General features: G+C 62.9%; 21 protein-coding genes. 17 read left to right on the forward strand and 4 right to left on the reverse strand.

What is annotated here, in order from left to right; genetic code table 11:
* The first annotated feature begins 127 nt into the window (after positions 1-127).
* The 4 genes from NDO55_RS01955 (at position 128) to NDO55_RS01970 (ending at position 5,255) form a co-directional block, all read left to right on the forward strand.
* Positions 128-1,762 (forward strand): peptide MFS transporter, encoded by a 1,635-nt coding sequence (locus NDO55_RS01955; RefSeq protein WP_252115499.1) that lies wholly within the window; start codon positions 128-130, stop codon positions 1,760-1,762.
* Positions 1,763-1,879: 117 nt separating this feature from the next.
* On the forward strand, positions 1,880-3,295 hold the full coding sequence (locus NDO55_RS01960; RefSeq protein ID WP_252111917.1) for an amidohydrolase: 1,416 nt from the start codon (positions 1,880-1,882) through the stop codon (positions 3,293-3,295).
* A complete protein-coding gene (locus NDO55_RS01965) occupies positions 3,292-4,581 on the forward strand; it encodes an amidohydrolase family protein (RefSeq protein WP_252111919.1) in 1,290 nt (429 codons plus the stop codon). The genes NDO55_RS01960 and NDO55_RS01965 overlap by 4 nt, the downstream gene beginning before the upstream one ends.
* Positions 4,578-5,255: an NnrU family protein gene (locus tag NDO55_RS01970; RefSeq protein WP_252111921.1), complete on the forward strand. Its 678-nt coding sequence runs from the start codon at positions 4,578-4,580 to the stop codon at positions 5,253-5,255. Before NDO55_RS01965 ends, NDO55_RS01970 begins: the two co-directional genes overlap by 4 nt.
* On the opposite strand, the gene NDO55_RS01975 is transcribed toward NDO55_RS01970, so the two are convergent.
* A complete protein-coding gene (locus tag NDO55_RS01975; protein ID WP_252111923.1) occupies positions 5,252-6,643 on the reverse strand; it encodes an alanine/glycine:cation symporter family protein in 1,392 nt (463 codons plus the stop codon). The genes NDO55_RS01970 and NDO55_RS01975 overlap by 4 nt on opposite strands.
* 120 nt (positions 6,644-6,763) lie before the next feature.
* Here NDO55_RS01975 and glmM point away from each other — a divergent pair, with 120 nt between their 5' ends.
* From glmM to folP, 6 genes are all read left to right on the forward strand, one after another.
* Entirely contained in the window at positions 6,764-8,101 is a 1,338-nt protein-coding gene (gene glmM, locus NDO55_RS01980; protein WP_252111925.1) for a phosphoglucosamine mutase, read from the forward strand.
* On the forward strand, positions 8,098-9,303 hold the full coding sequence (gene thiD, locus NDO55_RS01985) for a bifunctional hydroxymethylpyrimidine kinase/phosphomethylpyrimidine kinase (RefSeq protein ID WP_252111927.1): 1,206 nt from the start codon (positions 8,098-8,100) through the stop codon (positions 9,301-9,303). The genes glmM and thiD overlap by 4 nt, the downstream gene beginning before the upstream one ends.
* Complete coding sequence (locus NDO55_RS01990) at positions 9,300-9,620, forward strand: hypothetical protein (RefSeq protein ID WP_252111929.1); 321 nt, start codon at positions 9,300-9,302, stop codon at positions 9,618-9,620. The genes thiD and NDO55_RS01990 overlap by 4 nt, the downstream gene beginning before the upstream one ends.
* A gap of 3 nt (positions 9,621-9,623) precedes the next feature.
* Positions 9,624-10,205 (forward strand): ribonuclease HII, encoded by a 582-nt coding sequence (locus tag NDO55_RS01995; RefSeq protein ID WP_252111931.1) that lies wholly within the window; start codon positions 9,624-9,626, stop codon positions 10,203-10,205.
* Positions 10,206-10,388: 183 nt separating this feature from the next.
* A complete protein-coding gene (locus tag NDO55_RS02000; RefSeq protein WP_279639074.1) occupies positions 10,389-11,537 on the forward strand; it encodes a site-specific DNA-methyltransferase in 1,149 nt (382 codons plus the stop codon).
* Entirely contained in the window at positions 11,534-12,610 is a 1,077-nt protein-coding gene (folP, locus tag NDO55_RS02005; protein ID WP_252111933.1) for a dihydropteroate synthase, read from the forward strand. Before NDO55_RS02000 ends, folP begins: the two co-directional genes overlap by 4 nt.
* Here the strand turns inward: folP and NDO55_RS02010 are convergent.
* Positions 12,607-13,323 (reverse strand): SDR family NAD(P)-dependent oxidoreductase, encoded by a 717-nt coding sequence (locus NDO55_RS02010; RefSeq protein ID WP_252111935.1) that lies wholly within the window; start codon positions 13,321-13,323, stop codon positions 12,607-12,609. The genes folP and NDO55_RS02010 overlap by 4 nt on opposite strands.
* Positions 13,324-13,342: 19 nt before the next feature.
* Entirely contained in the window at positions 13,343-14,779 is a 1,437-nt protein-coding gene (locus tag NDO55_RS02015) for a sigma-54-dependent transcriptional regulator (RefSeq protein WP_252111937.1), read from the reverse strand.
* Positions 14,780-14,916: 137 nt separating this feature from the next.
* Between NDO55_RS02015 and NDO55_RS02020 the strand changes: the two genes are divergently transcribed.
* Positions 14,917-15,060, forward strand: coding sequence for an aa3-type cytochrome c oxidase subunit IV (locus tag NDO55_RS02020; protein WP_252111939.1), 144 nt, complete (start codon positions 14,917-14,919; stop codon positions 15,058-15,060).
* Complete coding sequence (locus NDO55_RS02025) at positions 15,060-16,205, forward strand: NAD(P) transhydrogenase subunit alpha (RefSeq protein ID WP_252111941.1); 1,146 nt, start codon at positions 15,060-15,062, stop codon at positions 16,203-16,205. The genes NDO55_RS02020 and NDO55_RS02025 overlap by 1 nt, the downstream gene beginning before the upstream one ends.
* 466 nt (positions 16,206-16,671) lie before the next feature.
* Here the strand turns inward: NDO55_RS02025 and NDO55_RS02030 are convergent, their stop codons facing one another.
* Positions 16,672-18,972, reverse strand: coding sequence for an EAL domain-containing protein (locus NDO55_RS02030; protein WP_252111943.1), 2,301 nt, complete (start codon positions 18,970-18,972; stop codon positions 16,672-16,674).
* 158 nt (positions 18,973-19,130) lie between these two features.
* On the opposite strand from NDO55_RS02030, the gene NDO55_RS02035 reads away from it, so the two are divergent.
* The 5 genes from NDO55_RS02035 (at position 19,131) to NDO55_RS02055 (ending at position 24,579) form a co-directional block, all read left to right on the forward strand.
* Positions 19,131-19,415: a proton-translocating transhydrogenase family protein gene (locus tag NDO55_RS02035; protein WP_252115501.1), complete on the forward strand. Its 285-nt coding sequence runs from the start codon at positions 19,131-19,133 to the stop codon at positions 19,413-19,415.
* Positions 19,415-20,881, forward strand: coding sequence for an NAD(P)(+) transhydrogenase (Re/Si-specific) subunit beta (locus tag NDO55_RS02040; RefSeq protein ID WP_252111945.1), 1,467 nt, complete (start codon positions 19,415-19,417; stop codon positions 20,879-20,881). The genes NDO55_RS02035 and NDO55_RS02040 overlap by 1 nt, the downstream gene beginning before the upstream one ends.
* Positions 20,882-21,019: 138 nt before the next feature.
* Positions 21,020-21,733, forward strand: coding sequence for an aspartate/glutamate racemase family protein (locus NDO55_RS02045; RefSeq protein WP_252111947.1), 714 nt, complete (start codon positions 21,020-21,022; stop codon positions 21,731-21,733).
* Positions 21,734-21,796: 63 nt separating this feature from the next.
* Entirely contained in the window at positions 21,797-22,678 is an 882-nt protein-coding gene (locus tag NDO55_RS02050; RefSeq protein ID WP_252111949.1) for a glycoside hydrolase family 16 protein, read from the forward strand.
* Positions 22,679-22,866: 188 nt separating this feature from the next.
* Positions 22,867-24,579, forward strand: coding sequence for a BCCT family transporter (locus NDO55_RS02055; RefSeq protein ID WP_252111951.1), 1,713 nt, complete (start codon positions 22,867-22,869; stop codon positions 24,577-24,579).
* Positions 24,580-24,782: the final 203 nt, after the last annotated feature.

Raw genomic sequence — 24,782 nt, forward strand, 5'->3', positions numbered from 1 at the left:
CTGCCACAGATTTCGTCAACCTGCCTCTTCACAGCAGACCAGCAATCGTTACGGTGCGCGCGGTTTTACAGTTTTGTGGCGCAGCCATTCGAGGGGCGCGCCCATGGGAGGGATTAGACAAGTGGAAATGCTTGGACTGGTGTTTGATAGCGCCTTTGAAATGTGGGCCTTCTGGGCCGCAGTGCTCGCTCTGGGGGTCTTCCTCCTCGGCGGGCTTTTTATTGTCACGCGTCCGCAGCCGGAAGTCATCGGGCACCCCAAGGGGCTGTTCCTGCTCTTCCTCGCGGAAATGTGGGAACGCTTTTCCTATTACGGGATGCGCGCCCTGCTCATCTTCTACCTGGTGCAGCACTGGCTGTTCACCGATAGCGAAGCGAGCATCATCTATGGCGCCTATACGGCGCTCGTCTACATCGCGCCGGTCGTCGGCGGCTATCTGGCCGACCGTTATCTCGGTCAGCGCAAAGCGGTGCTGTTCGGCGCGATCCTGCTGACCTTCGGCCACTTCTTCATGGCGTTCGAGGGCACGGGCGGCCAGGACGATCCGACGATCAACATCTTCTGGCTCGCGCTGGCATTGATCATCGTCGGCTCGGGCTTCCTCAAGGCCAACATCTCGGTGATGGTCGGGCAGCTCTATCCGCGCACCGACGTTCGCCGCGACCCCGCATACACCATCTTCTACATGGGGATTAACGTAGGCGCTGCGACGGCCTCGATCATCTGCGGCTTCCTGGGTCAGACCTATGGTTGGGAATATGGCTTCGGGCTTGCCGGTATCGGCATGCTCATCGGCACCATCTTCTTTGTCCTCGGCAAGCCGCTGCTTCTCGGCAAGGGCGAACCGAAGGATCCGGAAAAGCTCAAGGGCGGCAAGGAATTCGGCATCTATGGTGCCGGCCTCGCCATGGTCGCCCTGTGCTGGGTCGCGATCCAGTATCAGGACCTCGTCGGCTGGGTGCTCGGCATCTTCGGCCTCGGCCTCGTTGCCTATGTCATCTCGATTGCGGTCACGAAGCTGCACCCGCACGAGCGTGATCGCATCTTCGCGGCCATGTTCCTGATCATCGTCTCGGTGGTCTTCTGGGCGCTGTTCGAGCAGGCCGGTTCGTCGCTGAACCTGTTCACCGACCGTCATGTCGACACGCAGGGCGTGAACGCTTCGATGTTCCAGTCGATCAACGCGATCTACATCGTGCTGCTCGCACCGGTCTTCGCGATGCTGTGGCAGGGCCTGGCGCGCAAGGGCGCCGAACCCTCGACCCCGATGAAGTTCGGCCTCGCCGTAATCCAGGTCGGCCTCGGCTTCCTCGTGCTGGTCTGGGGCGCGTCCTCGGTCGGCGTCGAAGTGCCGACCCCGGTCATCTTCATCTTCCTCATCTACCTGCTGCACACAACCGGTGAGCTTTGCCTCTCGCCGGTCGGTCTCAGCGCGATGAACCGGCTGAGCCCGGCGCACATGGCCTCGCTGGTCATGGGCACCTGGTTCTTCGCTTCGGCGACCGGCAACTTCGCGGCGGGTCTGATCGCTGCGGCGACCGGTGCGGAAGGTCTCGATGAAGCGGCCGGCAAGCAGGTCGTGCTCGACGTCTACTGGACCGCGGTCGGCATCGGCGCCGGCGTCATGGTCATCGCACCGTTCGTCAAGAAGCTGATGCATCTCGACACGCTGAAGGACGAAGGCAGCCTCGAAGGCGCGGCGGAAGCCGGCATCGAGCCGCAGGAGGCGGGTGTTCACCCGACCACCAAGCCGAGCGCCTAAGCGTTCGACTTTTCGACCAACGGAGGGGGCGGGCCATTGGCTCGCCCCTTTCTTTTTGTCCGTACCCCCGTACAAATGGTTGCCAACAGGGACCTACATGAAGGGGGCTTCACGCATATGCGCCTTACGATCACCGCTCTGGTCGGCATTTCGCTGACCGCATGCATGGGAGGGGGCGGCGACGTTGCCAGCGCCTCCGATGCCGACGCCGACAAGGAGGAAGCCGTCGCGGTCGACCGCGATCCGTTCCCCTCCACCTATGTGCCGCGCTTTTCCGAACCGACCCTGATCATGAACGCGACCGTCTTCGACGGTGTCGGTGGGCGGATCGATGGCGGTGCGGTCTATATGGTCGACGGCAAGATCGCGATGGTCGGCAATGCCGCCAGCATGTCGCTGCCCGCGGGCATCAACACGATCGACGGTAGCGGCCTCTATGTGACGCCGGGCATCATCGATGTGCACAGCCACCTCGGCAACTATCCGAGCCCGGGCGTGCCCGCGGTCTCGGACGGCAACGAGGCGACAAGCCCAAATACTGCCGAAGTCTGGACCGAACATAGCGTCTGGCCGCAGGATCCGGGTTTCAGCCGCGCGCTCGCCAATGGCGGGATCACTGCGCTGCAGATCCTGCCTGGGTCAGCCAACCTGTTCGGCGGTCGCTCGGTGACGCTCAAGAACGTGCCGGGCCGCACGGTCATGGACATGAAATTTCCGGGCGCGCCCTACGGCCTCAAGATGGCCTGCGGCGAGAATCCCAAGCGCGTCTATGGCAATCGCGGCCGTTCGCCTGCCACGCGCATGGGCAATATCGCCGTGACCCGCGAACAGTGGATCGCGGCCAAGGCCTATGACGAGCAGTGGGACAAATATGAGGAAGAGGGCGGCAAGATGCCGAGCCGCGACCTCACCAAGGACACGCTGCGCGGCGTCCTCGATGGCGATATCCTCGTCCATAATCACTGCTATCGCGCCGATGAAATGGCCATCATGCTCAAGCTCGCCGACGAGTTCGGCTACAAGGTGACGAGCTTCCAGCATGCGGTCGAAGCCTACAAGATCCCCGACCTGCTGGCCGAGGCCGGCACCTGTTCGGCAATGTGGGCCGACTGGTATGGCTTCAAGCTCGAAAGCTATGACGGCATCCGCGAGAATGTCGCCTACGTCCATAATGGCGGCGCATGCGCGATCGTCCATTCGGACGATGCCGACGGGATCCAGCGCCTGAACCAGGAAGCCGCCAAGGCGCTTGCCGCAGGGCGTCGCCAGGGCATCGAGATCAGCGATGCCGAAGCCTGGCAGTGGCTCAGCGCCAACCCGGCGAAGAGCCTCGGCATCTTCGACCAGACGGGCAGTCTCGAAAGCGGCAAGAATGCCGATGTCGTGCTGTGGAATGGCGATCCGTACAGCGTCTACACCCGGCCCCAGATGGTCTGGGTCGACGGCGCGCTCATGTATGACGCCAATGATCCCAACCGCCGTCCGGTGAGTGATTTCGAACTCGGCCAGCCCGGTGAAGGAGATGTAAAATGAAGCGCCTCCTGACCGCGCTCGCGGCGAGCCTGATCGCCGCTTCGCCTGCTGCCGCCCAGCCTGTCGCCATTACTGGCGGCAAGCTCGTGATCGGCGACGGGTCCGCCCCGATCGACAATGGTGTCGTCATCGTCGATGACGGCCGCGTCGTTGCCGCCGGCAATGTCGCCATCCCGCAGGGCGCGATCATCGTCGATGCGTCGGGCAAATGGGTCACGCCGGGCATCGTTGCCGGCTACAGTCGCATCGGCCTTGCCGAGGTCGATGGCGGTTCGGGCCCCACCGACGTCTCTGCCGGCAACAGCCCGCATAGCGCCGCCATCGATGTCGCATGGGGTGTCAATCCCAGTGCCGAGCCGATCCGCGTGAGCCGTGCCGACGGTGTCACCCGCGCGCTCGTCGCGCCGGGCGGGACCAACAGCATCTTTGCAGGCCAGGGCGCCGTCATCGATACCGGCATGGACTACGACCCCGTCACTCGCGCCGGTGCCTTCCAATATGTCTATATGGGCCAGGGTGGCGCACAGCTTGCCGGTGGGTCGCGTTCGGCAGCCGCGTTGCAGCTGATCGATGCGCTGACGCAGGCGCGCGATGGTCGTCCCTCGACCGATCGTCCCGAGGAAGGCGCGCTTACCGATGCCGACATCCGCGCATTGCGCCCCGTCGTTCGCGGCGAGGTGCCGATGCTGGTCGCGGTCGAACGCGCCAGCGACATCGTCAACCTCATCCGCATCAAGCGCCAATTCCCGCGCATCGACATGGTGCTGTTGGGCGCAGGCGAGGGCTGGCTGGTCGCCGACCAAATCGCTGCCGCCGGTATCTCGGTGATTGCCGAGCCGACCGCCAACCGTCCGGCCAGCTTCGACCAGTTGGCTGCGACCCAGTCCAATATCGGTCGACTGCGTGCCGCGGGTGTCGATGTGGGCGTCGCGCTCATCAGCGATTTCGTCAATCGCAATGCGCGCAATGGCCGCCAGCTCGCCGGTAACCTCGTCGCCTTGCAGAAGGTGCCGGGTCATACGGGCGTCAGCTGGGACCAGGCTTTTGCAATGATCAGCTCGGTGCCTGCCGACATGATGGGATTGGGCGGCGAGATCGGTTCGCTGCGTAGCGGCCGACGCGCCGACGTCGTCATCTGGAACGGCGATCCGCTCGAACTGATGAGCGTGCCCGAACGTGTCTGGATCGACGGGGTCGAACAGGATCTCACGACCCGTGCCTCGCGCCTTGCCGAGCGCTATCGCGAGATTGGCGAGGGGCAGTTCCCCGAGGCGTACGACCGTTGAGCGCATTGGGTTGGCTCATCTTCTGGTCGGCTGCCTTTGCGGGCAGCCACTTGGCGATGAGCCACCCGCTGCGCGCGCCCATGGTGAAGGCGTTCGGGACCAAGGGGTTTCAGATCGTCTATTCGCTGGTCAGCCTTTTCACGCTGGTCATGGCCTCGCGCGCTTACGGTCCTGCCAATGAAGGCGCGGCCTGGCTGTGGGGCATGAACTACTGGCTGTGGGGACTGGCCAGCTTCATCATGTGGCTGGGTTCGATCTGGTTCGTGGGCTCGCTCCGGCGCAATCCCGCTTTGCCGCATCCCGAGGCCAAGGCGATCGCCAAGCAACCCGTCTCGGGCGTCTATGCAACGACGCGGCATCCGATGATGTGGGGCTTTGCCGCCTGGGGGCTGACTCACATCCTCGTCAACCCGACCCCGGCCAGCATCGTCATCAGCACCGCAATCATCGTCACTGCAATAGGCGGCGCCTACGGGCAGGATCGCAAGAAACGCCTGCTAATGGGCGAGGAGTGGCGCGATTGGGAAGAGCGGACCGGCTTCATTCCCTTTTCTCGCGGGATTCACTCGATGGGGCTGTTCGCGCTCATCGGCGGCACGATCCTGTTCTTCGCGGTGACCTACGCGCACGGCGCGATGGGCTATAATCCCGCCGGGCTGTGGCTTTGGTTCTAGGCGGCAGGCTTTACCTTGCGCGCCCAATAATCCTTCACCATCGCGCGCAGCTCGGGCCAGAACAGGTAGATGGCGAGAATGTTCGGCACGCCCATCAGGAAGAAGCTGGAATCGACGAAATTGACGACCTGGCTGATCTCCAGGCTGGCCGCGACGGGCATGGTGCCCAGGAATAATAGCCGGAATATCCACACCGAGTGTGCTTTGGTGCCGAACAAATAGGACCAGCTTTGCTGGCCGTAAAAGCCAGTTGCGCAGATGGTCGAGAAAGCGAACAGGAAGACGGCCAGCGTCAGCAGGTAGATCGCCCAATCGCCGAGCTGCGCAAAGGCGGCGCCGACAATCTGAATATCGTTGAGGCTGGTGTCGGTCCAAGTGCCGGCAACGACGATGGCCAGTGCGCCCAGGGTGCAGATGACGACCGTGTCGATGAAGGGTTCGAGCAGGCTCACCATGCCTTCGGAGACGGGCTCGTCGGTCTTGGCCTGGCTGTGCGCGATGACCGCGTTGCCGAGGCCGGCCTCGGTCGAATAGACGGCACGGCGCATGCCGATGATGAAGATGCCGAGCACGCCGCCGCCCGCAGCCTGCGCGGTGAAGGCGTCACTGACAATGAGCGCGATTGCACCGGGGATCTCGGCCCAGCCGATGGCGAGAATGGCGAGGATGCCGCTGAGGTACACAATGCCCATGGAGGGCACGATGGCCGACGTGATGCGGCCCAGCCGTGCGGCGCCGCCAAAAATGACGAGCCCTACCGTGATGGCGAGGAAGATGCCGTAATATATGGGCGAGCGCGCATCGACCCAATTGAAGGTGCTCGAAAGCATCGAGAAACTCTGGTTGACCTGTAGCATCGGAAGGTTGCCGAAGACGGCAACAAAGGCCCAGAGCCCGCCGAACGCGAGCCCGAGGCGGGGCAGGCCGCGGGCCTTGAGGCCATTCTTGAGCGTGTACATCGGTCCGCCGCGCACGGTGCCGTCGGCATCGACTTCACGATAACGAAGGCCCAACGTGACTTCGGAAAATTTGAGGCTCATCGCGAACCAGCCAATGACGAACATCCAGAATGCTGCGCCCGGCCCACCGGTGGCGATGGCGATGGCCACCCCCGCAATGTTGCCCAGCCCTATGGTGCTCGACAATGCGGTCGACAGGGCTTGGAAAGGGCTCATCGCCCCGGGCGGGTCGGTGTCCGAAAAGCGCCCGCGCACCACGCTGACCGCGTGGCCGAGCGCACGAAAGTTGATGAAACCCAGTCCGACTGTGGTGAAGATCATCGGGATCGCCAGCCACAGCACGATCAGGCCGATCGGCTCGCCGAACAACGTGACCTCGTAAAACACTGCATTGTACAGTGCGTCGATCGCTGCGCCGACAAGCTCCATGCATATTCCCCCAACCGGTTGCTGGCCTCGCAAGGTAGAGCGAGCGGGGCGAAACGCAATGTGAGGGCTTCACCCCATGCCCCTCGCGCTTTGCCGCGGGCGCGGTTATGGGATGGGGCCATGAACAGGCAATATTTCGGCACCGACGGGATTCGCGGGCGTACCAACGCGGAACCCATGACGGCTCGCATGGCATTGAAGGTGGGGCAGGCGGCAGGCGCGCATTTCCAGCGCGGCGACCATCGCCACCGCGTCGTCATCGGCAAGGATACGCGCCTCTCGGGCTATATGATGGAAAGCGCACTGGTCGCGGGCTTTACAAGCGTCGGCATGGACGTGGTTTTGCTGGGCCCGATGCCGACGCCGGCCGTCGCCATGCTGACGACCTCGATGCGCGCCGACATGGGCGTCATGATCTCGGCCAGCCACAATCCGTTCGAGGATAACGGCATCAAGCTGTTCGGGCCGGACGGCTACAAGCTCAGCGACAAGGACGAGGCCGCGATCGAAGCGTTGATCGACAAGGAGCCGGTGCTGGCTGACAGCACCCATATCGGGCGGGCCAAGCGGATCGACGATGCGATCGGGCGCTATGTCCATTTTGCCAAGTCGACCTTTCCCGACCGACTGCGTCTCGACGGCCTCAAGATCGTCGTCGATTGCGCCAATGGGGCGGCATACAAGGCCGCGCCGCTGGCTTTGTGGGAGCTGGGCGCGGACCTTATCACCATCGGGGTCGAGCCCGATGGCACCAATATCAACAAGGATGTTGGCTCCACAGCGACCGACACGATGCGCGAGACGGTCGTGGCGAGCGGCGCGGATATAGGGCTGGCGCTCGATGGCGATGCCGACCGGCTGATCGTTTGCGACGAGAAAGGCGAATTGATCGACGGCGACCAATTGATGGCGCTGATTGCCCTCTCGAAGAAATCCCGCGAGGAGCTCACCGGCGGGGCGCTGGTCGCCACGGTCATGTCGAACCTCGGGCTCGAGCGTCACATGGCTGCCAACGGGCTTGAACTGAAACGTGCAAAGGTGGGGGACCGCTACGTCCTCGAGATGATGCGCGAGAGTGGGTGCAATGTCGGCGGAGAGCAATCGGGGCACATCATCCTGACCGACCATGCGACGACCGGCGACGGCTTGGTGGCAGGCCTCCAGGTGCTGGCGGCGATGGTCGATGCCGACAAGCCGGCGAGCGACATTCTAAACCAGTTCGAAACCATTCCCCAGCTACTGAAAAACGTGCGCTACGCCGGAGGGGACCCGCTGGCCGACGCGCGTGTGCAACAAGCGATCAAAGAGGCCGAGGCCGCATTGGCCAGTGACGGGCGCATGGTCATCCGCAAATCGGGGACCGAGCCGCTGGTGCGGGTGATGGCCGAGGGTGAAGATGCCGCCAAGGTCGAACAATGGGTCGACCATGTCGTGGCGGCGGTGAAAGAGGTGGCATGAGCATTCCGGTTATCCTGACGATTGCAGGTTCCGACAGCGGCGGGGGCGCGGGCATCCAGGCCGACGTGCGCACGATTACGATGCTCGGCGCGCATCCGACGACGGCGATTACTGCGATCACCGCACAGAACACGCAGGGCGTGAGCGCGGTCCATCCGGTGCCGGCCGAAATGGTGATCGAGCAGATCGATGCCGTGCTCGCCGATTTCGACGTCGCTGCGATCAAGGTCGGCATGACCGGCAGCGCGTTCACGACGCGGGCCATCGCCGATCGCTTGAAGCAGCTCGACGGCAAGATCCCGATCATCGTCGATCCCGTGATGGTCACGACCAGCGGCGTCGCGCTCGCCGACGAAGCGACGGTTGAGGCGATGGGTGCCTTGTTCGAGATCGCCACGCTCGCCACGCCCAACATGCCCGAAGTCGTCTCGCTGACGGGTGAGGAAGATCCGATTGCCGGCGCGCTGCAGCTGGTCGGCAAGCATGGCTCGCCGGTGCTGCTAACGGGCGGCCATGAAGAGGGCGAGGCGCTGGCCGACGCGCTCATCGAGGACGACAATATCACGAGCTGGCAGGGCACGCGCATCGAGACCGATGACGATCACGGCACGGGCTGCACGCTCTCGGCTTCGATCGCCACGTTCATCGGCGCGGGCATCGGCCTTAACGAAAGCATCGACCGCGCACGCATGTACGTGCGGATGGGGCTGCACGAGGCTCCGGGGCTCGGCCAAGGCCATGGCCCGCTCGGCCTCAGCAAGGTCCGTCTCGATGTGGGCGAGGCAGTCAAGTCGACGCCGCCGCGCCTCAACCAGCTGACCGTGACCGGCATCGACTATGACAAGATGGTCGAATTCTACAAAAAGATCGGCCTCAAGCAGATCATCGACAGCCCGGACAACCAATATGCCCGCTTCGAAACGGGCGGCGGCGCGACCTTCTCGGTGCAGTGCGACCCCGACGCGCCGACGGCGGAGAATTTCGCGGTCTATTTCGAATGCGACGATCTTGACGTGCGCGTCGAGCGGCTGGCCCGCGAAGGCCTGCCGTTCGAACATGGCCCGCGTGCGCAGCCCTGGATGTGGCGCGAGGCACGGCTGCGCGATCCTGCCGGCAACACCGTCTTCCTCTACAAGGCCGGCGAAAACCGCCGCTTCCCGCCCTGGCGCATCGGCGAGGGGCAGGAGGACATGCCCGGATGATCGCCACCTTCTTCGAATGGAAGATCAAGGCGGGCATGGAAGAGCAATTTCGGGATGGCTGGGCGGCTATCACGATGATGCTACACCCAACAGGTAGCTACGGCTCCTCGCTCTTCACCAACGAAGAGGGCCATTATTGCGCCTTTGCGATGTGGCCGGATCGCGAGACGCGCGATGCCGCCTTCGCGCCTTATCTGGACGCACCGACCGAGCATCATGCGAAGATGCGCGCGGCAATCGAAGCAACATTTCACCGCATGGACCTTGATTGCGTCGAGGAATTGTGGCGCCTTCCGGAGCATGTGGCGCGGGGCTGATCTGTGATCGTTGGTGTCGATGAAGCGGGGCGCGGACCGCTCGCCGGGCCCGTCGTTGCCGCCGCCGTCTTTCTCTGCGGCACGCCCATTCGTGGCCTCGACGATTCCAAGAAACTCACGGGCCCCAAGCGCGCTATCTTGCGCGCGCGCATCGAGGAGCGTTGCACCTTCGGGATCGGCATTGCCAGCGTGGCGGAGATTGACGAGCTCAATATCCTGCGCGCGACGATGCTGGCGATGACGCGGGCGGTGGAGGCGCTGTGCGATGCGGCGGGGGCGGAGCCGATTGATGTCCTGATCGATGGCGACAAGACGCCCGAACGCTGGTGCGACCAATGGCGCTGGCCCGCGCGCGCCATCATTGGCGGCGACGGGCGTGAGAAATGTATCGGAGCGGCTTCCATCCTCGCCAAGGAAACGCGTGACGAACTGATGGTCGCCGCTGAGGATGAGCATCCCGGCTACGGCTTTGCCCGCCACAAGGGCTATGGCACCGCAGCACACATGGAAGCGCTGCGCGAAAAGGGGCCGTGCGCGCTGCATCGGCGCAGTTTTGCGCCGGTTTCTCAAATTTCGCTGATCTGAGCGCAATTCGAGTCTTTTGAGTCACACCACAAGATGTTGAGTCCCGTCGATTCCGCCGGACTCAATATGTTGTGGTTTGAACCGTTTTTCAGACTCGCTTCGCAACATATTGGAATCACTGTGAATCTTGACGGCGACTCGGGAATGATTCAGGGCTTGGGGTTCAACAGGTGAGGACCGGTCATGAACGAGCTGACCCCGATCGAAGCGTTTTGCGATCCCGAAAGTGCACGGAGAGCCCGTCGGCGCACGCCCAAAAAGGTGCTGCCGCTGGACCAGATTGTCGAGGGCGACTGTATCGCCGCCATGGCGCGCATGCCCGACAAGTCGGTCGATCTCATTTTCGCCGACCCGCCCTACAACCTGCAGCTTGGTGGCGATTTGCTGCGCCCCGAAGGCAGCAAGGTCGATGCTTGCGACGATGAATGGGACCGCTTCGACAGTTTCCAGGCCTATGACGATTTCACCCGCGACTGGCTCGCCGAAGCGCGGCGCATCCTCAAGGATGATGGCTCGATCTGGCTGATCGGCAGCTATCACAACATCTTCCGCTGCGGCGCGATCCTGCAGGATCTGGGCTACTGGATCCTCAACGACATCATCTGGCGCAAGACCAACCCGATGCCCAACTTCCGCGGCACGCGCTTCACCAATGCGCACGAAACGCTCATCTGGTGTTCCAAGTCGGAAAAATCGAAATATACCTTCAATTATCGCTCCATGAAGGCCTTGAACGAGGACCTGCAGATGCGGTCCGACTGGTCGATCCCGATCTGCTCGGGCGGCGAGCGGTTGAAAGATGATGGCGGCGACAAGGTCCATCCGACCCAGAAGCCCGAAGCCTTGCTCTATCGCGTGCTGCTCGCCTGCACCAAGCCCGGCGACGTGGTGCTCGATCCCTTCTTCGGCACGGGCACGACGGGAGCGGTGGCCAAGCGCCTGCAGCGTCGCTGGATCGGGCTCGAGCGCGAACCTGATTATATCAAGGCCGCCAAGGCCCGCATTGCCGGCGAGATCCCGCTAGATGAAAGCCAGATGGTGACAATGGCCGAGAAGCGTTCGGCGCCGCGCGTCGCCTTCGGCCAGCTGGTCGAAAACGGCATGATCGCGCCCGGCACGATGCTGCAGGACAGCAAGGGCCGCTGGAAAGCCAAGGTCGGGCTCGACGGGTCGCTGACCTGCGGCGAGCATGCCGGATCGATCCACCAGGTCGGCAAGGGCGTGCAGGGTGCGCCCAGCTGCAACGGCTGGACCTTCTGGCAGATCGAGGATGCGGGGACATGGAAGCCGCTGGACGTCATGCGCCAGCGTCACCTATCCAACCTTTCATGACCCGCACTATCCTTCGCCCGACCGGCTTCGTCGATGCGCCCTTCGGCCATGATGGCAAGGTCGCTGGATTGGCCGGCGGCCTATTGTGGTTCGCCAGTGTCGAACTGATCCGTCTCGACGATGCCAATTGCCGCGCCGGTGCCGAACTGGTGCCGGTCGAAGGTATTGAAGAGCGTTTCGACGATGACATGGCCAAGCAATGGCAGCGCATCACGACGCCGCGCCCGCCGCTGCAGTTGGGTGAGCGCACCATTCCGCTCGACCAGCCACGCGTCATGGGTATCCTCAACGTGACGCCCGACAGCTTTTCCGATGGCGGGGTCCACGAGGATGTGGATGCCGCCGCGATGGCCGGCGCCGACATGGCGGGAGCAGGGGCCTCCATTCTCGACATTGGCGGCGAAAGCACGCGGCCGGGCGCGACGACAGTCTGGGAAGGCGACGAGATCGAGCGTGTGAAGCCGGTCGTCGAGCGCCTGTCGCGGGGCGGCAATGCGATCAGCATCGACACGCGCAAGGCCGCCGTGATGGAGGCCGCGCTCGCTGCCGGTGCGCATATGGTCAATGACGTTTCGGGACTGACCTGGGACGAGCGATCGCTATCCGTGGTGGCCGCGGCCAATGTGCCGGTCTGCATCATGCATGCGCAGGGCGATCCGCAGACCATGCAGGACAAGCCGACCTACGACGATGTGCTCGTGGATGTCTGGCTCTGGCTGGAAGACCGTTTTGAAGCGGCCATCAATGCCGGCATTGCGCGCGAGAAAATCATTCTCGATCCCGGCATCGGGTTCGGGAAGAGCCTTGCCCACAATCTCGAGCTGATGAACGGGCTGGCCGCCTTCCACGGTATTGGCTGCCCTCTGTTGCTGGGCGCTAGCCGCAAGCGGATGATTGGCGCGCTGTCAAACGAGGCTGAAGCGGACGAGCGACTGCCGGGCAGCATCGCGCTCGCCCTGAAAGCCGCCGAGCAGGGCGCGCAGATCGTGCGGGTGCATGACGTGCCGGAGACGATGCAGGCGCTGCGAGTCTGGCGTGGTCTCAAGGACCAGGCGCTTACTCCCAAAATCTAGAGCGAGAAACCGCCGTCGGTGACGAGCACGCTGCCGGTGACGGTGCCGCTGTCCGGGCCGAGCAGGAAAGCGATCTGCCTGGCAATCTCCTCGCTACTCTCGAACCGGCCCATGGGCGTATCGGCAGCCATTGCGGCAAGCGCGGTCTCGCGGCTGCCCATCTTCTCGACCATCTTGGCGAAGTCGGGGCTATCCCAGATCGCCGTATCGACCCCGCCCGGCGCGATCGCGTTGACGCGGATCTTGCGCGGTGCGGATTCGAGCGCGGCGACCTTGGCAAGCTGGATGACTGCGGCCTTGCTGGAGGCATAGGCAGCGATGCCCGGGACCGGCTTCACGCCGGTGACCGAGGCAGTGATGACGACCGAGCCGCCATCCTTCATGTCGCGCAGCGCCGCCTGCAGGGTGAGGAAGGCACCGTCCAGATTGACCGCCATGGTCTTGCGCCATGCCTGGAAGCTCAAATCCTTGATGAGGCCATTGGTGCCGATCCCGGCATTGACCACGGCATGGTCGAGCGGACCGAATGTATTGGTCGACCAGAAGGCGACATCGGAGACATCGACGGCATGATGTTCGTGCCCGCCGGCGACAGCCTTCAGGCCCGCTTCGTCGCGGTCGATGAGGATGAGGTCGGCGCCTTGCGCAGCATAATGCTCGGCGCAGGCCTTGCCGATGCCGCTCGCGGCGCCGGTGATAAGAATGCGTGTCATGCCCTGAGGCTTAGGGGGGCTAGGCCGCCGTGTCGATGCCGAGGTCGCCCAGCTTTCGATAAAGCGTCGAGCGACCGATGCCGAGGCGACGCGCCACTTCGGTCATGCGGCCGCGATAATGGCCGATGGCAAGGCGAATGAGATCGGCCTCGATATCGGACAAGGTGCGGATGTGGCCGTCTTCGTCGAAAATCTCGACCGGACCGGCACCCGCCAGCGCCTGGTCGCTGCTCGCCTTGGATAGCTTGGGCGCAATATCGCTCTTGCGACCCGAGAAGCGCGATTGCGTGGCGATATGCGGGAAATCGTCAGCCGTAAGGTTGGTGCCCTCGCACTGGACGGCGGCGCGGAACAGGACATTGCCCAACTGGCGCAAATTGCCCGGCCAGCCATAGCGCATGAGAACGGCGAGCGCGTCATTGCCGATCGAGAGCGGGCGCATGCCCGGTTGCTCGGCAATGCGGGCAAGGAAATGGCGGGCGAGCGCGGGAATGTCGCTGGAGCGTTCGCGCAGCGGCGGCAGGATCACGGTCGTCGTCTCGATCCGCTCTTTCAATCCCTTGTCGAAATTGGCGGGCAGGGGGCCGTTGGCGGTCGCAATCAGGCGCACATCGACGCTGTTGGAGCCATTGCAGCCGACGGGACGCACTTCGCCGGTGGCCAGTACGCGGTCGAGCTCGGCCTGATGGCCCTTGTCGAGATTGGTGATGTCCTTGAGGAGCAGGGTACCCTCATGCGCCTCGACCATTTTGCCGACCTGTTCGTTGAAGGCGCCGGGAAAGGCGCCGGCGACATGGCCGAACAAGGCGCTCGACAGCGCCTGTTGCGACAAAGGCTTGGTGTCGAGGCAGACAAGGTCGAACCGGTTGCGCAGGCTCGCCTGGTGGATGGCGCGGGCGAAACTTTCCTTACCCGTCCCCGGCTCGCCGCAAATGAGGACCGGCAGGCGATTGCGCGCCGCCTTGGCCGCGACGGCGAGGGCTGAGCGGAAGATGGGCGCAGCGCCGATCAACTGGTCGAGCGTCAGGTCGCTTTCGAGCTTTTCCGACAATGGCGCGAGTTCGCCGTCGGGACGGCGGCGATCGGCATGGGTATTGAGCGCATCGAGAAGGCGCTCGGGCTCGACCGGCTTGGAGAGGTAATCGGACGCGCCGGCGCGCATGGCTTCGACCGCAAGCGGGATCGAGCCTTTCTCGGCCAGCACGATGATGGGAAGGCCGGCGCTATGCTCACGCAGCGCGGCAATGGTGCGCGGGCCTTCTTCATTGTCCCAGCTGGAAAGGATGGCGGCGCGGACCTCTCGGCCATGCGGGCCCTGGAGCAGGCTGCCGGCCGTATCGAGGTCGGCTGCGCTGACGACCATCCAGTCCGCTTTTTGCGCCACACGGCTGACCAGCCGGCGCTCATCGGCGTCGGGGTCGAGCAAAAGCAGCGAACGCGGACCCTGATCGTGCATGATCATCTCCTTCGACATAGCGTCTTATCAGCAGGGGGTGAAGCTCCGGTTAAGGACGCCATAAAGGTTCTTCCGACATGCCGCTTGGCTTGTTAGAAGGCCTGGAAACCTCAACTTTCGGCATTTGAGAGGATCCCATGGCCGACAAGAAACATCCCACCGCCACCGAAATGGACTATCCGGCGCACCGTTCGAGCTGGTCGACCTTCCTCGGTCTCGTGAAATGGTCGATCATCCTGGTCGTGCCGATCGTCATTCTCGTGATGATCCTGATCACGTAATGATCGTATCGGTCCTCAAGGAAGCCGCGGAAGAACCGCGCGTCGCCGCCATCCCCGAAACGGTCAAGAAGCTGGCCGCCAAGGGGCTGACCCTCCAGGTCGAACATGGCGCGGGCGAGCGTGCCGGATTTTCCGATGCCGCCTATGAGGAAGCGGGGGCCAAGATGGTCGACCGCGAAACGGCGATCTCCAGCGGCGACATGCTGCTTGGCGTGCAGGGGCCCGACCCCAGCCAGCTGAAAGGCGCCAAGAAGGGTGCCTATCTGATCGGTGCCTTGTCGCCGGCGACGCATCCCGAGCGGATCGGCGGCTATGCCGGTCTCGGGCTCGAGGCGCTAGCGATGGAATGGATGCCGCGCATCACTCGCGCGCAGTCGATGGACATCCTGTCCTCGCAATCCAACCTTGCGGGCTACAAGGCCGTCGTCGATGCGGCGGCGACTTACGAGCGCGCATTCCCGATGATGATGACCGCAGCGGGCACGGTGAGCCCGGCCAAGGTCTTCGTCATGGGCGTGGGTGTCGCAGGCTTGCAGGCGATCGCCACGGCCAAGCGCCTTGGCGCACAGGTCAGTGCGACCGACGTGCGATCGGCCACCAAGGAACAGATCAAGTCGCTCGGCGCCAAGCCGATCTTCGTCGAAAATGTCGAGGGGATCGAGGGCGAGGGGCAGGGCGGCTATGCCGGCGAGACCTCCGAGGAATATAAGAAGGCGCAGGCCGAACTGGTGTCGGGCCATATCGCCAAGCAGGACATCGTCATCACGACTGCGCTCATTCCGGGTCGCCCGGCGCCGCGGCTGATCAGCGATGCGCAGCTGGCGACGATGAAGCCGGGCAGCGTTATAATCGACCTCGCAGCCGAGGCGGGCGGCAATGTCGAGGGCTGCGTGGCTGGCGAAACGACGACCGTCCACGGCGTCAAAATCGTCGGCACGGTACAGCTGGCGCGCGACCTTGCGGGCGATGCCGCGGCGCTGTTTTCGCGCAATATCGCCAATTTCATCCTCGCCTTCATGGCCGAGGAAGAAGGCGAATCAGGGGGTGATTCGGCCCGATTCGTCCTGCCTGACGATGACGAGATCGTCACCGGTATCCGGCTGACCAAGGACGGCAAGATTGTCCACGAGCGGCTGTCCGGCTAAAACGGCATTCGGGGCTCGTTTCAAGCGCGAAACAAGCCCCGAAAATGTCGATCCGATACGGATCTAACCTACTGTAGACAAAGAAAAACCCGGCCGAAGCCGGGTTAGTCTTTTTAATTGTGTCCGGGTTTAGCCGACACCGCCGGTGCCGGTCCAACCGCCACCCAGGAGCCAGTCCCAGAAACCCTTCACGGGCTTGGTCTTCTTAGCCATTCCAAATCCCCTTTTTCCAACTTCGCGCACTCGGCGCATGCCCGTTCCTATTAACCCTAATAGAAATGGTTAGCAAGTTATTTACCATAATGGAGGAATCACGTCGCCGCACTTAGCTTCACGATTCATCGATTTTGGGAAGAAAGGGGCGCGCGACTCTGGCGCGACTCATGACTAGGCGCACGACGACTTGGCGGCGTTAACTTTTACTTTCGCAATGCTTTGAGGCGCGCCTGCGCACGGTCCGCACCTGTCAGGCGGCGCGGCGCTTCTTATCGCGCGAGAGGCGGCGGACCAGTTCCTTGAGGCCCATCGGGCGGCCCACCACGAAGCCCTGGACGAGATCGCATTCCATCATCGTCAGCTGCTCGAGCACCTGGCTGTCCTCGACGCCCTCGGCGACGACCTTGCGGTCGAGCGAGTGGGCGAGGGCGATGGTCGACTGGACCATGATGAGATCGGAGCGGTTTTCGTTCATCGATCGGATGAAGCCCTGGTCGATCTTGAGTTCTTCGGCCGGGACCTTCTTGAGATATTCCAGCGTCGACAGGCCGGTGCCATAATCGTCGATCGAAATCTTGATGCCGATCCGCTTCAATTGCGAGAGCAGTTCGAGATCGGCACCGCTACCCGAAAGGGCCGCGGTTTCGGTGAGCTCCAGCGTCAGCGCGGTCGGCGGCAGATCGTGGCGATCGAGCATCGACAGGACTTCGCCGACGAGGCGATGGTCGTTGAGCATGCGTGCCGACAGGTTCACCGCGACGTTGAAATCGGGCTCGACCTGGCGCAGCTGCGCGGCGGCACGGCCGGCCAGTTCCATGACATGATAAGTGAGCGGCGCGATGCGATCATTGGCCTCGGCGGCGGCAATGAATTCGACCGGGCTGATCGGGCCCTTCTCCGGATGGGTCCAGCGGGCCAGCGCCTCGGCGCCGATGACGCGCTTGTCCTTGGTTGCCATCTTGGGCTGGAGCGCGATTTCGACTTCGCCATCCTTGATCGCCTGGTCGAGCTGCGAGAGCAGCGACAGCTTCCACGGCGTTTCCTCGAGACGCGCCGGGTCGTGATATTTCCACTTGATGGCTTCGGCCTCGGCTTCGTCGGCGGCGACGAGCGCCGAGCCCAGACGGCTTGCAAGGCTGCGGCCCGAACCCTGTTCGACACCAAAGCTGATGACGACGTCATAAGGCTGGTCGGCGATGCTGACCGGACTGCGGAACAATGCGTGCAGCGCTTCAAGATGGTTGGAAATGGCGACATCATTCTCGACGAACCAGGCGAAGATGCCTTCGTCGCCCTGATAGAGTTTCCAACCGTCATGGCGGCCCAGTGCGAGGCGGGCGGCGATCTGTTCGACTAGACGGCGCTCGCCCTCGGCATTCAACGTCGAGGCGATCTCGGCATAATTGTGCACGCGCGCGGCGATTAGCGGCATGTCGCGATTGCCCTTCTCGGCACGCAGCGCGGCGAGGTTGGGCAGGTTGGTGAGCGCGTTGACGAGGCCTCGCGACTGGAAGAAGCGGTAGCTGAACACCCCGATGCCGACGAGGATGATGAACAGGCCCGGCATGATGTCGACATAGACGTGGCGCGCTTCCATCGGGACCGGCACGAACAGCAGGATGGCGGCGCCCGTAATCAGCGCACCGAAGCGCACGCGCAGGCGCGTGGTCCAGCAGGCGGCACCCAGCGCCAGCGCGGCGAGCAGGAAGGCGGGAAGCCATCCCAGCGCGACAGGCTTGCCGTTCATCAGCGATTCCGCGCCGAGGATTTGCACATAGGCACCGCCGGCGCGGCCATATCCCGGAATATAGAATTGGTCGCCCAGCTGCAGCATGGTGATGGCGACGATGAGGGTTTTGCCCTCGATCTCTGCCGGATCGACACGGCCTTCGATCAGGTCGATCGCGCTGACCGTCGGTACGCTTTCGGGACGGATCGAATAGTCGATGTTGAACGTCTCGCCCGGTTCGCCCTCGACCCCGGCCATCTTGGCAGCGAATGTCGGATAGACGCGGTCGCCGATGCGATCGGCATAGGCCAGTTCCCACACCGCGCTCTGGAAATTGTAGAAGGCATTGATCGAGCCGACATCGGCCGCCTTGTGGAAATGCGTGTCGGGAAGGCCGACATTGGAGCCCTCGACGATTTGTCCGCGATCTTCCATCGCCGCGATGGTGACGTTGCCGGCCTCTGACATTGCCTGCGCGAGTTCGGCATCACCGTCTTCGGTCTGGCGACCGGTAAAGACGAGATCGAAATAGATCTCCTTGGCGCCCGCCTTGGTGGCGTTTTCGATCAGCTTGGCATGCTCGGTGCGCGGCCAAGGCTGGAGGCCGAGCGCTTCGGTGCTTTCCTTGTCGATGGCGACGAGGACGATTTGACCGCTCGCATCATTGGCATGCGCCTTGTTGCGGACGGTGCGGGCGATGTCCTCGAACGGTGCGCCGAAATCGATCAGGACGAAGACAATCGCCGCCAGCACCGTCCATACGAACAGCTTCGGCGCCTTGCCATTGCCTGCCTTGGCACTCTTGTTCGAGCGCTTCATCATCTCGGCTCCGCTTCAGTGCGGCCCCTCTATGCCCCCTAAAGGTTATCAAATCGGAAACCTCAATCCGGTTAACCGTCCGAAACGGTGGAAAATCTGCCCCCTCGACATGGCCAAGCGCGCTTGCCATGACTGTTCGCCAAGAAAAGGGGGCGTCCAACATGGAATTCATCTCCATCCTGTCGATCTTCGTGCTGGCATGTTTTGTCGGCTATTATGTGGTCTGGTCGGTAACCCCGGCGCTCCACACCCCGCTCATGGCCGTGACCAACGCCATTTCATCGGTGATCATCGTCGGCGCGCTGATCGCGGCGGCGGCGAGCGGCAATGCGGTCGCCAAATGGCTCGGCCTGATCGGCGTGGTCCTCGCCAGCATCAACATCTTCGGTGGCTTCGCGGTCACCCAGCGCATGCTAGCCATGTATAAAAAGAAGGAGCGTAAGTGATGGAAACGCTCTCGCTTCTCATCGCCGCCGGCAGCAGCGACGTCCCCGCCTGGGTACTGCTCGCCTATCTCGTTGCGGGCGTCTGTTTCATCCTCGCGCTGCGCGGCCTGTCGAGCCCCGAGAGCAGCCGCAAGGGTAATATGTATGGCATGGTCGGCATGACCATCGCGGTGGTCGTGACCTTGGTCACGCACGAAATTGCCAGCCTACCAGAGATCGTCGCCGCCATCGCGATTGGTGGCATCATCGGCTTCACCATCGCGCGGCGCATCGCCATGACCGCGATGCCGCAGTTGGTGGCGGCTTTTCACAGTCTCGTCGGTATGGCGGCGGTGCTGGTCGCCGCGGCGGCCTATGCCAATCCGGGTGCCTTCGGGCTGCTCGTCGAGGTCGCCTCGGGGCCCGAGCCGCGCTTCGTCCTCGATCCCGTGGCACGGGTCGAAATGGCGCTGGGTGCGGCGATCGGTGCGATCACTTTCTCGGGCTCGGTCATCGCATTTGCCAAATTGAACGGCAACATGTCGGGCGCGCCGATCCTGTTGCCCGCACGCCATGTCATCAACCTGGGCACGCTGGCGGGCATCGTCGCGCTGACGGCCTTGTTCGCGCTGACGACGCCGGTGCCCGGCTGGATCTTCCCGGTCATCCTCGTCGCTGCCTTCGCGGTCGGCTTCCTGCTGATCATCCCGATCGGCGGCGCGGACATGCCGGTCGTCGTGTCGATGCTCAATTCCTATTCGGGTTGGGCCGCGGCGGCGATGGGCTTCACGCTCGGCAATACCGCGATGATCATTACCGGGGCGCTGGTCGGCTCGTCAGGCGCGATCCTCAGCTATATCATGTGCAAGGCGATGAACCGCAGCTTCATCAGCGTCATTGCAGGCGGTTTCGGCCAGGACAGTTCGAGCGGTGGCGACAAGGGCCCCGCCATCGATCGTCCCTACAAGTCGGGCAGCGCCGAAGATGCCGCCTTCCTCCTCGAGCAGGCCGACAAGGTCATCATCGTGCCGGGTTACGGCATGGCGGTGGCGCAGGCGCAGCACGTGCTGCGCGAGATGGCCGACATGCTCAAGGAAAAGGGCGTCGAGGTGAAATATGCCATCCATCCCGTCGCGGGCCGTATGCCAGGGCACATGAACGTCCTGCTCGCCGAGGCAAACGTGCCTTATGACGAGGTGTTCGAGCTGGAGGATATCAACAGCGAATTCGCGCAGGCCGATGTCGCCTTCGTGATCGGCGCCAACGATGTCACCAACCCGGCGGCCAAGACCGACAAGACCTCGCCCATTTACGGCATGCCCGTGCTCGACGTGGAGAAAGCGCGCACGACACTCTTCATCAAGCGGTCGATGGGCGGTGCGGGTTATGCGGGTGTCGAGAATGAAGTCTTCTTCAAGGACCAGACGATGATGCTGCTGTCCGATGCGAAGAAGATGGTCGAGGAAATCGTCAAGGCGCTCGACTAGGTCGTCCGAAAACGCCCCGGAACGGTTCGGTTCGGCGACGAAATGCTGGAGCGTGTCGCCGAAACCGGTTGAACCCGCGCGCATTTGCGGGGAATAAGAAGCTTCTTCCAACACTTAGACGGTTAAGAGGCTTCTTCCTTGCGTAAATTGGGTATCATCGGGGGCACCAGCTGGAATTCCACCGAGCTTTACTATCGGGCGATCAACGAGGGCATCGCACGGCGCCTTGGCGGGCTGCATTCGGCGCGCCTGATGATCGAGAGCATCGATCTGGCACCCTACGCGGCGGCGCAGCGGGCGGGCCAGCGGGCGCGCGCCGAAGCGCATATCGTCAAGGCCGGCGAGGCGCTCAAGGCCGGCGGTGCCGACGCGATCCTGATCGCCTCCAATACGTCGAACCGATTTGCGCCGGCCGTGGCCGAAGCAACCGGCCTCGAAATGCTCGGCATCGCGCCGCCGACCATCGCACGCCTCAAGGCTGACGAGCGCCAGCGCGTCGCCTTGCTCGGCACACGCTTCACGATGACGCATGACGAAGCGCGCACGCCCTATCTGGAGGCGGGGCTGGACCTCATGGACCTGCAGACCGACTGGCTCGACGAAATCGACCGTATCATCTTCGAGGAGCTCGCCGTCGGCGTCGTCAAGCGCGACAGTCAGCGTGCGCTGAAGAGCATCATCACCGAGCTCGACAAGCAGAAAGCCGATGCGGTGATCCTTGGCTGTACAGAGCTGGTGCTGGCCGTCGATGCGCGTGCCAACGTGCTGCCGGTTTACGACACGACCGCAATCCATGCGGCAAGTGCGGTCGACTGGCTTGTTGGTGGCGAGGCGGCAACCGAGGCGGCCTAGACAAACGCTGGCGGGTTCGTCAGGTTGCCTATCATGTGAACGCTCACAATTGAGAGGATGACGATGCGATTGACCCTCACGGCCGTAATGGCCCTGGCGCTGTGCGCCTGCACCGGAAACGAGACCACCGAAGAGGCGACCGCAACCGACGATGCGGCGCGAACCGTGCTGTTCGAAGACGGCTTCGATGATGGTGCGCTCGATCGCGACAAATGGAATGTTGAGGGCCCCGAATTCTGGGTCAACAACGAGCTGCAGGTCTATGTCGACGAGCCCGGCGTCATTTCTTTCCGCGAGACGATGGAAGGGGCCGAGGGAGGCGTCCTCGTCCTCAAGCCCGAATTTCGCGCCGGTGCCGAGGATTCCGAGCGCCGCACCGCCGATTTCGTCTCGGGCCGCATCAATTCGAAGGGCAATTTCGACTTCGCCTATGGCCGCGCCGAGGCGCGCATCAAGATGACCGACCATGTTGGCGTGTGGCCGGCCTGGTGGCTGCTCGGCAATGGCCAATGGCCCGACACGGGCGAGATCGACATCCTCGAATATGTCGGACAGACGGACTGGATCGGTGTCGCCGTCCATGGCCCCGGCTATTCGGGCGAGGAGGCGCCCGTCGAGCGCTTCTATTTCCCCGAAGGTGAGGATGCCACTGGCTGGCATGTCTATGCCGTCGAATGGACGCCCGAAGACATAGCCTTCTTCGTCGACGATCGCGAATTCTGGCGCGTCACAAAGGCCGAGATCGAGGAAATGGGGCGCTGGTCCTACGACAATCCCAAATATCTGATCCTCAATTTCGCGGTTGGCGGCGTCTATCCGTGGAAGGTCAATGATATTGTTGAGCCCTATTATGGCCTGCCGCAAGAGACGGTCGAAGCGATTCAGCGCGGCGAACCCGAAATGGCGGTCGACTGGGTCCGCGTGTGGGGCCAGCCCGCCGAATGACAGCGTCGCGATCGGCGGTAGCGCCGCCGATCGCGTAGGCACTCCTGCCGTTCAAGACGATGCGCCCCGACCTGATGGGGGCGGGGTTGTTATGCCCTGCAACTTCGATAGGCTAGGCTGCTCTTAATCGGGCGGTCTTCGCATGGTGATGCGGTCGGGCGGCCGGACTCATTCCGGACGAGGCATGCATGACAGGCGAGACTGACACGAAGGCCGACACGCGGGATTATCCTGTCGATCCGCCACTGATCGACCTCCCGATCGATACGCATGATCGTGGCTTCTACGATGGCTTCAGCCGGCAGGTCACGATCCCCTCCAAGATCATCGTCTCGCTCATCATCATGTGGGCGATCTTCTTTCCCGTCAGCGCGAGCAACACGCTCAGCGCTGCGAACAACACGATCATCTCCACGTTCAGCGGCTGGTATGTCTATCTGGTCGTCGCATTGGGAGTGATCTGCCTCGCGCTTGCCCTCACGCCCAAAGCAGGCAGCTTGAGGATCGGAGCGCCGGGCGAAGAACCGGAATTCAGCCGCTTCTCCTGGTTCTCGATGCTATTCGGTGCCGGCATCGGCATTGGCATGCTGACCTATTCCACTGGCGAGCCGCTGGCTCATTTCGTCAATAACCCGCAAATCATTCGCGGGGAGATTGCCGCGGCAAGCGCCGAGGCCGTGCGACCCGCTTACGCCTATACGTTCCTGCATTGGGGATTTGCCGCCTGGTGTACCTACGCGCTTGTCGGTCTGGCGATCGGATATGTCGCCTATCGCAGGAACCTGCCTCTGACGATCCGGTCGGCACTCGCCCCCTTGTTCGGTCAGAAGATGTCGGGCGGGGCAGGGCATGTCGTCGACATCGTGGCTGTCGTGGCGACCATTCTCGGGGTCGCAGTGACGATGGGCTTGGGCGTCGAGCAATTCGTTGCCGGGCTTCATCGTGTCGGGCTGGGCGACTGGCTGCTCGATGCCGAAGGATCGTCATCGACGCTTGCGATCGTCACGGCATTGCTCGTCCTGGTAGGATTGTCGACCGCAAGCGCGCTATCAGGCGTGGGGAGGGGGATCAAATGGCTCTCCAACCTGAACATGGGGCTGTCGGTAGGATTGCTGGTCCTGTTCCTCGTCGCGGGCTCCGGCTTGCTAGGTCTCGAGCTGCTGGGAACTGGACTCTACGATTATGTGCGCCGGCTTCCGGAACTCAGCCTGGTGCTGTTCGATAAGGCGGAGCCGTTCGGTGAAGCCCTGGTCCAGTGGCAGCTCGACTGGTCCGTATTCTACTGGGCCTGGTGGATTGCGTTCGCCCCCTTCGTCGGCATGTTCATTGCGCGGATCTCGCGAGGCCGGACGATCCGCGAATATGTGTTCGGCGTCGTGCTCGTTCCCTCGCTGATGTGCTTCGTATGGATGACGCTGGTCGGCGGCACCGCCATCGATCTTGAGCTGTCGGGAGCGGCCAATGGCTCCATCCTCGAAGCCGGCATTTCGGACCAGCTTTACGCGACGCTCGCGGTGATGCTCGATCCTGGTGTCGCCTCCTTGGTCGCCGGTCTGATCGTCATCCTGCTGATGACCTACCTCATCACCTCTGCGGACAGCGCCATCCTGATCGTCAACACGATCAATGGCGCGGGCGACAATGACGGGCAGCGCCGTTTGCACATCGTCTTCTGGGGCGCCGCTTTGGCTTTTGTCGTGGGCTCGATGCTGATCCTTGGCGGGATCGACGCCATCCGCATCACGATGATCATCGGCGCATTGCCCTTTTCGGTGGTTGTCGCGCTGATGGGCGTGGCGATCGTGAAAGCGGTGATCTACGACCTCATCCGCAAACGGCACGGCGTGCCGACGACGGCGGCTGCATGCGAGAATTGGGACGGCCAAGTCGAGGCAAGCTAAACGCCCAATCAATGGCAAGTCGAATTGAGAACAGATATGTAAATATCTGAGGCTGCCTGCCACCAATCCTCAGTGTATTTGTATCTTACTTGTAAGTATTCGTTTCGCAAGCTGGAGACTTGCGTTGCTCTATTGAAATATTATCAACGCAGGCCAAAGTCCTAGACGGCGTGTTCTTTATGCCACAGCGAAGATCTATATCC

Origin of the sequence: Sphingomicrobium sediminis (assembly GCF_023805295.1) — a bacterium.
Taxonomy (GTDB): domain Bacteria; phylum Pseudomonadota; class Alphaproteobacteria; order Sphingomonadales; family Sphingomonadaceae; genus Sphingomicrobium; species Sphingomicrobium sediminis.

Coding starts and splice junctions, on each gene's coding strand:
- NDO55_RS02025 (WP_252111941.1), top strand. CDS start 15,060: ATGATCGTATCGGTCCTCAAGGAAGCCGCGGAAGAACCGCGCGTCGCC.
- NDO55_RS02020 (WP_252111939.1), top strand. CDS start 14,917: ATGGCCGACAAGAAACATCCCACCGCCACCGAAATGGACTATCCGGCG.
- NDO55_RS02050 (WP_252111949.1), top strand. CDS start 21,797: ATGCGATTGACCCTCACGGCCGTAATGGCCCTGGCGCTGTGCGCCTGC.
- NDO55_RS02015 (WP_252111937.1), bottom strand. CDS start 14,779: ATGCACGATCAGGGTCCGCGTTCGCTGCTTTTGCTCGACCCCGACGCC.
- NDO55_RS02000 (WP_279639074.1), top strand. CDS start 10,389: ATGAACGAGCTGACCCCGATCGAAGCGTTTTGCGATCCCGAAAGTGCA.
- NDO55_RS02040 (WP_252111945.1), top strand. CDS start 19,415: ATGGAAACGCTCTCGCTTCTCATCGCCGCCGGCAGCAGCGACGTCCCC.
- NDO55_RS02010 (WP_252111935.1), bottom strand. CDS start 13,323: ATGACACGCATTCTTATCACCGGCGCCGCGAGCGGCATCGGCAAGGCC.
- NDO55_RS02035 (WP_252115501.1), top strand. CDS start 19,131: ATGGAATTCATCTCCATCCTGTCGATCTTCGTGCTGGCATGTTTTGTC.
- NDO55_RS01990 (WP_252111929.1), top strand. CDS start 9,300: ATGATCGCCACCTTCTTCGAATGGAAGATCAAGGCGGGCATGGAAGAG.
- NDO55_RS02055 (WP_252111951.1), top strand. CDS start 22,867: ATGACAGGCGAGACTGACACGAAGGCCGACACGCGGGATTATCCTGTC.
- thiD (WP_252111927.1), top strand. CDS start 8,098: ATGAGCATTCCGGTTATCCTGACGATTGCAGGTTCCGACAGCGGCGGG.
- NDO55_RS01965 (WP_252111919.1), top strand. CDS start 3,292: ATGAAGCGCCTCCTGACCGCGCTCGCGGCGAGCCTGATCGCCGCTTCG.
- NDO55_RS01955 (WP_252115499.1), top strand. CDS start 128: ATGCTTGGACTGGTGTTTGATAGCGCCTTTGAAATGTGGGCCTTCTGG.
- glmM (WP_252111925.1), top strand. CDS start 6,764: ATGAACAGGCAATATTTCGGCACCGACGGGATTCGCGGGCGTACCAAC.
- folP (WP_252111933.1), top strand. CDS start 11,534: ATGACCCGCACTATCCTTCGCCCGACCGGCTTCGTCGATGCGCCCTTC.
- NDO55_RS01975 (WP_252111923.1), bottom strand. CDS start 6,643: ATGGAGCTTGTCGGCGCAGCGATCGACGCACTGTACAATGCAGTGTTT.
- NDO55_RS02030 (WP_252111943.1), bottom strand. CDS start 18,972: ATGATGAAGCGCTCGAACAAGAGTGCCAAGGCAGGCAATGGCAAGGCG.
- NDO55_RS01960 (WP_252111917.1), top strand. CDS start 1,880: ATGCGCCTTACGATCACCGCTCTGGTCGGCATTTCGCTGACCGCATGC.